Source organism: Mesorhizobium sp. M7A.F.Ca.US.002.01.1.1 (genome assembly GCF_004022955.1).
Taxonomy (GTDB): domain Bacteria; phylum Pseudomonadota; class Alphaproteobacteria; order Rhizobiales; family Rhizobiaceae; genus Mesorhizobium; species Mesorhizobium ciceri.
The window spans coordinates 1-6,677 of the sequence record NZ_RZQE01000327.1; the positions used below are offsets into that span (position 1 = coordinate 1).

Below are 6,677 nucleotides of genomic sequence, written 5' to 3' on the forward strand. Positions count from 1 at the left end.
CCCATGGGCCGCCGCCACCGCCGCTTTTGTCGTTCCAGGGCATGAATGTCCTTTCGCTTGGAATTCCCTCAAGCGCCGGCATTACGGCGCAAAATCCAGTATTGTTCTTCTATAGGCACGCCACGGGGCGCTTTCAACGCGATGCGCTTCCGACTTCGTCCGATTTGGTCCAGTCGCGACCCTTTGTCTTCCTTCAATGGCTCTTTTTTCGTTCAATGTCTCTCGCGACGCCGCTCGTAAACCGAATAGCGCGTCGGGTGGCTGTCCTTTTCCCCGGCAGGGACGTCCTGCGAGCTGACAATGCGCCAGGAATCGGGATCGATCGGCGGGAAATGCGCATCGCCGTCGACCGCTGCCAGCACATGGGTGACGTGCAGCCGGTCGGCCAGCAGCATGGCCTGGGCATAGATTTCGCCGCCGCCGATGACGCACACCTCGTCGACATCGGCCATGCCGCGCCCGCGCACCGTCGCCAGCTGGATCGCGGCTTCGAGCGAATGTGCCACCTCGACGCCCTCGGCGCGCCAGGTCTCGTCGCGGGTCACGACGATGTTCAACCTGCCCGGCAGCGGCCGGCCGATGCCCTCATAGGTCTTGCGGCCCATGATGATAGGCTTGCCCATCGTATCGGCCTTGAAGCGCTTGAGATCGGTGGAGAGCCGCCACGGGAGCCCGCCGTCCCGCCCGATCACGCCGTTCTCGGCAATGGCAACGTAGATTGCGACATGCATCAATTTTCGTCCGTCGGCTCGAGGATCAGGATGTCGATGTCGCGCTCGGGGTAGAAATCATCCGCCGTCATCTCGAATGTCGTCGGTCCGGTCTTTTTGACATTGTCGCCGCAGAACGAGACCAGGGCTTTCGGATTGCCCTTGTCGATCGTCAGCTTGAACTTGCCGATCGTGCCCGTAGCCCAGTTGCCGCCGGTGGTCAGGATATAGGCGATGCGGCTCTCGAAATATTTGGGGTAGCCGTCAGGGTCGTCCTTGGCCGCCTTGCGCACCGCATTTTCGAATGTGCCGTCCATGCAATACCGGGTCTTGTAGGCCGCATACTGACCCTGGAATTTGCCGTCGTAGAAGAAGCTGACCGAAGACGTGCCGCCGACGCTCGGCCTGTAGTGGTGGGAAACATGGACGTCCTTGTTGGCCGGAAAGGTCGAGCGCCACCAGTAGGTCGAACGCAATTGCCAGAACGGGGTGTAGACCTTGCTCGTCTCGGTGCCGTCGCTGCCGGTGTCCTCGATGATGATGCCGCGGTTGACCCAGTCATCGACAACCGCTTGCGGCAGCTTCGCCAGCGCCGCCTTCGCCGCATCGCCGAAAGGATAGAACGGCACGTTTTGCGCCTTCAGTTCAGCGCTGATGTCGATGCCGAGCGCCAACACCTTCTGCTCGAGCTGCGGCTTTGCGGCGACACCGTCGATCGTCACCTCGAAACCGAGGAAATTATCGCTCTGATTTTCAGGAATCGCCGGGATTTCTTCGGGATTGCCCGATATGTCGGGCATCGGGAAGGCGACGATGGCCTGGACATCCTGATCGGTGTTGTTGTGGAAGACATAGTCGACCGTGACCCTTTCCGGCGAGATGAAAAGGTCCTCGCTTTGCATCGCCACGGCATCGCTGCGCGACAGGATCAGGCCGCCGGTGCCAAGTTCGGCAACCGAATCATTGGCGAAAGCGGGTACGGACGACAAGGCCAGCACGGCGGTCAGAACATATCGCAACATGGAAGCCCCCTCGGCTGGAATGCCTGCAGGACCCTAGCCGTTTCAATGTGGCGTTCAAAGCCCTTCCGTATCCGCGGACGAACCAAAGGGAGCTGGACTGCGGTCTGGACACGCGCCTGCGCGGTCTGGACACGCGCCTGCGCGGTCTGGACACGCGCCTGCGCGGTCTGGACACGCGCCTGCGCGGTCTGGACTAACGGGTTCCGATCGGGCAGGAGTTCGCCCATGCGCAAGCTTCTCGTCATCGGCATCGGCGCCGGCAATCCCGACCACATGACCGTTCAGGCCATATCAGGCCTGAACCAGGCGGATGTGCTGTTCATTCCCGACAAGGGCGCGAAAAAAAATGAATTGGCCGAACTGCGCCGTCAGATCTGCGACCGCTTCGTCACCAATCCGAAGTCGCGGCGCGTCGAATTCGACGTGCCGGTGCGCGACCTCCCGGTAGAAGATGGTCCGGCGCCCTCCTACCGCTCGACCGTCGATGACTGGCATCAAGCCATCGCCGCCATTTACGAAGGCCTGATCCGCGACGAGATTGCAGGCGACGGCTGCGGCGCCTTCCTGATCTGGGGCGACCCTTCGCTCTATGACAGCGCGTTGCGCATCCTTGAGCGCGTGCGCCTGCGAGGCGATGTGGCGTTCGAGCTTGAGGTCATCCCCGGCATCACCGCCGTCCAGGCACTTGCCGCCAGCCACAAGATGGCGCTGAACCGCATCGGCGATTCCGTCCTCATTACCACCGGCCGCCGCCTGACCGAAGAAGGCATGCCGGACAATGCCGGCAGCGCGGTCGTCCTGCTGGACGGCAAATGCGCCTTCAACACGCTGGCCGACAAGGATGTCGTCATCCATTGGGGCGCCTACCTCGGAACGGAAGACGAGATCACTCTCTCCGGCAGGATCGGTGACATCGGCGCAAAGATCGAAAAAGTTCGAGAGGAAGCCCGTCGGCGGAAGGGCTGGATCATGGACAGCTATTTGCTGCGCAAGCCCTAATAGGAAGGCAATAGGGGAGTAAGGCAATAGGGCAGTAGGTGAATGACGTTTTGTGTTGGAAGACAGCACGCGAATGCCGCCCTACTGCCCTACTGCCCTACTGCCCTACTGCCCTACTGCCCTACTGCCCTACTGCCCTACTCCCTCACCCAGCCTCAATCTCCGCCTGCAACGCCTCCATATGCGTCGCTGCCGCGGCCGCCGCCGCGCGCTCGATGGCGCGGAAGCGGCTGACCACTGCCAGGCCGACCGCCGTCAACTGTGCGCCGCCGCCCTTGCGGCCGCCGGTCTGTGCCGCCACCAGCGGCTTGCCGAATACCCGGTTCATGTCCTCGACCAGGTCCCAGGCGTGCTTATAGGACATCTCCATGCCGCGCGCGGCGGCCGAGATGGAGCCGAAGGCGGCGATCTGTTCCAGGAGTTCGATCTTGCCCGGCCCGACGCGCCCGTCGGGATCGAGATTTATCCGCAAGCTCAGCGACGGCATCTTTGCTCTCCGCGGTCACATCCCAACGTCATACTAGAAGCTCCCTGGCGAAACCGCTATTCCAAAAAGACATAGCGGGATCATCCATCCGTCTCGGCGGGCAGGCCGGCGCCGGTGTTCGCCCGATCGAAGCTCACCGTCTTGATCACCGCGAAAACCTTGCCGCCAAGATGAAGCTTCAGCGCCTGCCGCGACTGTTCGGTGATGCGGGCAAGCACGGTTGCGCCATTGCAGTCGATACCGACCTCGACCGCCGGTCCCTCGCCGGGGCTCATCGCGGTAATGGTTCCCGGCAGGATGTTGAGCGCGCTGAGACCCCTCGGCTTTTCGGTGGCGATCATCACATCGCGTGCGCGGATACGGATGCGCACCGGCGTACCTGTCTTCATCGCCAGCTGTGGCACCCGGAGCTCGCCCGCAGCCGAGCCGAGCACGGTCATGCCGAAACTCTCGTCGTGATGCAGCACCTTGGTGTCCAGCACGGCGCCGCCCTCGCCGCGCTCCTCCGCCGGCAACAGGTCGAGCCTTTGCATCACCGCCTCGGTCGGCCCGCTGGCAACGACATTGCCCTGCGCCAGCATCACCACGTCGCTGGCCAGCCGCGCCACTTCGGCGACCGAATGACTGACATAGACGATCGGGATTTTGATCTCGTCGCGCAGCCTTTCGACATAGGGCAGGATTTCGGCCTTGCGCGCCTCGTCGAGCGAGGCCAGCGGTTCGTCCATGAGCAGCAGTCTGGGGCTGGCAAGCAATGCCCGGCCGATCGCCACACGCTGTTTCTCGCCACCTGAGAGCTTTGCCGGCCGCCTGTTCATGAGCGGCCCGATGCCGAGCAGGTCGACGACGGCATCGATATCGGCGTAGCGCTCCGCCGGCGGCGTGAACCAGCGGCCGTAGCGAAGATTGCCGGCAACGCTCAAATGCGGAAACAGCCTTGCGTCCTGGAACACCATGCCGATGCGGCGCTTGTGCTTCGGCACGAAAATGCCGGCACCGGTATCGACCAGCACACGGCCGTCAACCTCGATGCGTCCCTTGTCGGGCCGGATCAGCCCGGCAATCATGCCGATCAGCGTCGTCTTGCCCGACCCAGACGCTCCGAACAGCGCCGTCAGCCGCCCGGCGCTTTCGAAGCGGGCGCCGATGGCGAAACCGCCCAGCCGATGGCTGATGTCGACGAGAACGCTCATTCGATGTCCAGCCGCCGGCCGACACGCCGCGCCAGCACCTCCGAAGCCACAAGTGCTGCCATGGAGATGACAATGGAAATCAGCGTCAGGCGGAGCGCCCCTTCATCGCCACCCGGCACCTGCGTGAAGGTGTAGATCGCCGACGGCAATGTCTGCGTCTCATTGGGAATGTTGGAAACGAAGGTGATGGTGGCGCCGAACTCGCCCATCGCCTTGGCGAAGGCCAGGATGGCGCCGGCGATCAGCCCGGGCAGGATCAACGGCAGCGTGATGGTGGCAAACACCCAGAGCGGATTGGCGCCGAGCGTTCCCGCCGCCGCTTCCATCCTACGGTCCACCGCCTCGATCGACAGCCGGATCGCCCGCACCATCAGGGGAAAGCCCATGACGCCGCAAGCCAGCGCCGCACCTGTCCAGCGGAAGGAGAAGACGATGCCGAAATGCTCGGCCAGGAAGGCACCGGCCGGACCGCGCCGGCCGAAGGTGAGCAGCAGCAGATAGCCGGTCACCACCGGCGGCAGGATCAGCGGCAGATGCACCAGCCCGTTGAGAACCGTCTTGCCCCAGAACTGTCCCCGGGCAAGCAGAAGCGCGATCAAGATGCCCGGCGGCAGGCTGGCGAGCATCGCCACCGTTGCCACCTTGATGGACAGCCGGACCGCATTCCATTCGTCGGGAGTGAGGTCCAGCAGCCAGTTCATAGTGCCCCTTGGAACTCAGTTGCTCGGCGCGAGCACGGTAAATCCCTGATCCTTGAACAGCGCGGCCGCCTTGGCCGACTGCAGGCATTTCAGGAAAGCCGGCGTATCCTTGTCCTTCGAATCGGCGGTCTGGGCAACCGGATAGATGATCGGCGGATGCGAATCCTCCGGGAAGGTGCCGATCACCTTGACCCCCTTTTCGGCATGCGCGTCGGTGGCATAGACAATGCCAAGGGCGGCTTCGCCCGTCGAAACCAGTTTCAGCGCCGCGCGCACGTTTTCGGCCTGCGCCACCTTGCCCTCGACCGAGGACCAGACGCCGAGCGATTCAAGCGCGGCCTTGCCGTATTTGCCGGCCGGCACCGCCTTGAAATCGCCCATGGCGAGCTTGCCGTCGCCGATCAGCTTGGCGAGGTCGAAACCCTTCTCGATCCTGGTGTCGACCGCCGAGTCCTTCGGCGCCACCAGCACGATCTGATTGCCGAGCAGCTTCACTTCGGTGTCCGGCTTGGTCAGCTTCTTGTCGGAGAGATATTTCATCCAGTCGAGATCGGCCGAGATGAAGACGTCGGCAGGCGCCCCGCCCTCGATCTGCTTGGCCAGCGCCGAGCTCGCGGCATAGGAGACAGTCGCCGCCTCGCCGACATCGGCCTCGCAGGCCTTGTTCACCGCGTCGAGCGCGTCCTTGAGGCTGGCTGCGGCAAACACCACCACCTTGTCTTCCGCATGCGCTGCCGGCACGACTGCCATCAGCGCCGCAGCCAAACCGCCAATGGCGATCGCCCTCGATCCAAAACCTTTGCGCGTCATGGAAAACTCTCCCTGGTTTGAAATCCGGCCGGCTCGAAGCCTGCTGACCGATATATCCGTATGAATATAACAAGGGAAGGCCCGGCGCCTCATGAAAGCGTCTGTACGACACCAATTGTTCTGGTAAGACCGGGAAAAGAAACCTTGGAAAGGAAACTCCGGTGAAGATCAGCGCCCGCAACGTCCTCAAGGGAACGATCGCCGAGATCGTCAAGGGAGCCACCACCTCGCATGTCAGGATCGACATTGGCGGCGGCGCCATCGTCACCGCCTCGATCACCAACGAGGCCGTCGCCGATCTCAAGCTCGAAAAGGGCAAGCAGGCCTATGCCGTGGTCAAAGCCTCGGACGTGATGGTCGGCATGGACTGAAATTTGCGGCCTTAGACCGCGATCGGCGCCTTGATTGACGCGTCGGCGACGTAGTTTTCCAGCCGGAAATCCTCGAAGCGGAAGGCGAAGAGGTCCTTCACCTCCGGATTGATCCACATCGTCGGCAGCGTCCTCGGCGTGCGCCGCAGCTGTTCGCGTGCTTGCTCGAAATGGTTCGAGTAGAGGTGCGCATCGCCAAGTGTGTGGACGAAATCGCCGGGTTTCAGCCCTGTCACCTGCGCCACCATCAAGGTCAGCAGGGCATAGGACGCGATGTTGAACGGCACGCCAAGGAAGATATCGGCGGAACGCTGGTAGAGTTGGCAGGAAAGCCGCCCTTGCGAAACATAGAACTGGAACAGGCAGTGGCAGGGCGGCAGCGCC

General features: G+C 62.9%; 9 protein-coding genes. 2 read left to right on the forward strand and 7 right to left on the reverse strand.

Going from position 1 to position 6,677, the window contains the following annotated elements; genetic code table 11:
* Nucleotides 1–212 precede the first annotated feature (212 nt).
* Nucleotides 213–731, reverse strand: coding sequence for a dihydrofolate reductase (locus EN932_RS25215; RefSeq protein WP_013531029.1), 519 nt, complete (start codon nt 729–731; stop codon nt 213–215).
* Nucleotides 731–1,732: a DUF4424 domain-containing protein gene (locus EN932_RS25220; RefSeq protein WP_127385236.1), complete on the reverse strand. Its 1,002-nt coding sequence runs from the start codon at nt 1,730–1,732 to the stop codon at nt 731–733. Before EN932_RS25220 ends, EN932_RS25215 begins: the two co-directional genes overlap by 1 nt.
* Before the next feature lie 225 nt (nt 1,733–1,957).
* Here EN932_RS25220 and cobF point away from each other — a divergent pair, with 225 nt between their 5' ends.
* On the forward strand, nt 1,958–2,731 hold the full coding sequence (gene cobF, locus EN932_RS25230) for a precorrin-6A synthase (deacetylating) (protein WP_127370287.1): 774 nt from the start codon (nt 1,958–1,960) through the stop codon (nt 2,729–2,731).
* A gap of 145 nt (nt 2,732–2,876) precedes the next feature.
* On the opposite strand, the gene EN932_RS25240 is transcribed toward cobF, so the two are convergent.
* The 4 genes from EN932_RS25240 to modA form a co-directional block, all read right to left on the reverse strand.
* Nucleotides 2,877–3,218: a winged helix-turn-helix domain-containing protein gene (locus EN932_RS25240; RefSeq protein WP_013531026.1), complete on the reverse strand. Its 342-nt coding sequence runs from the start codon at nt 3,216–3,218 to the stop codon at nt 2,877–2,879.
* Nucleotides 3,219–3,298: 80 nt separating this feature from the next.
* Complete coding sequence (gene modC, locus EN932_RS25245) at nt 3,299–4,411, reverse strand: molybdenum ABC transporter ATP-binding protein (RefSeq protein WP_127385234.1); 1,113 nt, start codon at nt 4,409–4,411, stop codon at nt 3,299–3,301.
* A complete protein-coding gene (gene modB, locus EN932_RS25250; protein WP_063168280.1) occupies nt 4,408–5,112 on the reverse strand; it encodes a molybdate ABC transporter permease subunit in 705 nt (234 codons plus the stop codon). Before modB ends, modC begins: the two co-directional genes overlap by 4 nt.
* A 15-nt stretch (nt 5,113–5,127) precedes the next feature.
* Nucleotides 5,128–5,922 carry a molybdate ABC transporter substrate-binding protein gene (modA, locus tag EN932_RS25255; protein ID WP_064993786.1) on the reverse strand — a complete coding sequence of 265 codons (795 nt, stop codon included), beginning with the start codon at nt 5,920–5,922 and terminating at the stop codon, nt 5,128–5,130.
* Nucleotides 5,923–6,083: 161 nt separating this feature from the next.
* Here modA and EN932_RS25260 point away from each other — a divergent pair, with 161 nt between their 5' ends.
* A complete protein-coding gene (locus tag EN932_RS25260; protein WP_127369522.1) occupies nt 6,084–6,293 on the forward strand; it encodes a molybdopterin-binding protein in 210 nt (69 codons plus the stop codon).
* An 11-nt stretch (nt 6,294–6,304) separates the two neighbouring features.
* Here EN932_RS25260 and thyA read toward each other — a convergent pair.
* On the reverse strand, nt 6,305–6,677 hold a 373-nt coding region (gene thyA / locus EN932_RS25265), incomplete at its 5' end, for a thymidylate synthase (protein ID WP_128369144.1).

Bases quoted from the DNA above. Each gene is read 5' to 3' on its own strand.
- EN932_RS25215 (WP_013531029.1), bottom strand. From the start codon at position 731: ATGCATGTCGCAATCTACGTTGCCATTGCCGAGAACGGCGTGATCGGG.
- EN932_RS25220 (WP_127385236.1), bottom strand. From the start codon at position 1,732: ATGTTGCGATATGTTCTGACCGCCGTGCTGGCCTTGTCGTCCGTACCC.
- cobF (WP_127370287.1), top strand. From the start codon at position 1,958: ATGCGCAAGCTTCTCGTCATCGGCATCGGCGCCGGCAATCCCGACCAC.
- EN932_RS25240 (WP_013531026.1), bottom strand. From the start codon at position 3,218: ATGCCGTCGCTGAGCTTGCGGATAAATCTCGATCCCGACGGGCGCGTC.
- modC (WP_127385234.1), bottom strand. From the start codon at position 4,411: ATGAGCGTTCTCGTCGACATCAGCCATCGGCTGGGCGGTTTCGCCATC.
- modB (WP_063168280.1), bottom strand. From the start codon at position 5,112: ATGAACTGGCTGCTGGACCTCACTCCCGACGAATGGAATGCGGTCCGG.
- modA (WP_064993786.1), bottom strand. From the start codon at position 5,922: ATGACGCGCAAAGGTTTTGGATCGAGGGCGATCGCCATTGGCGGTTTG.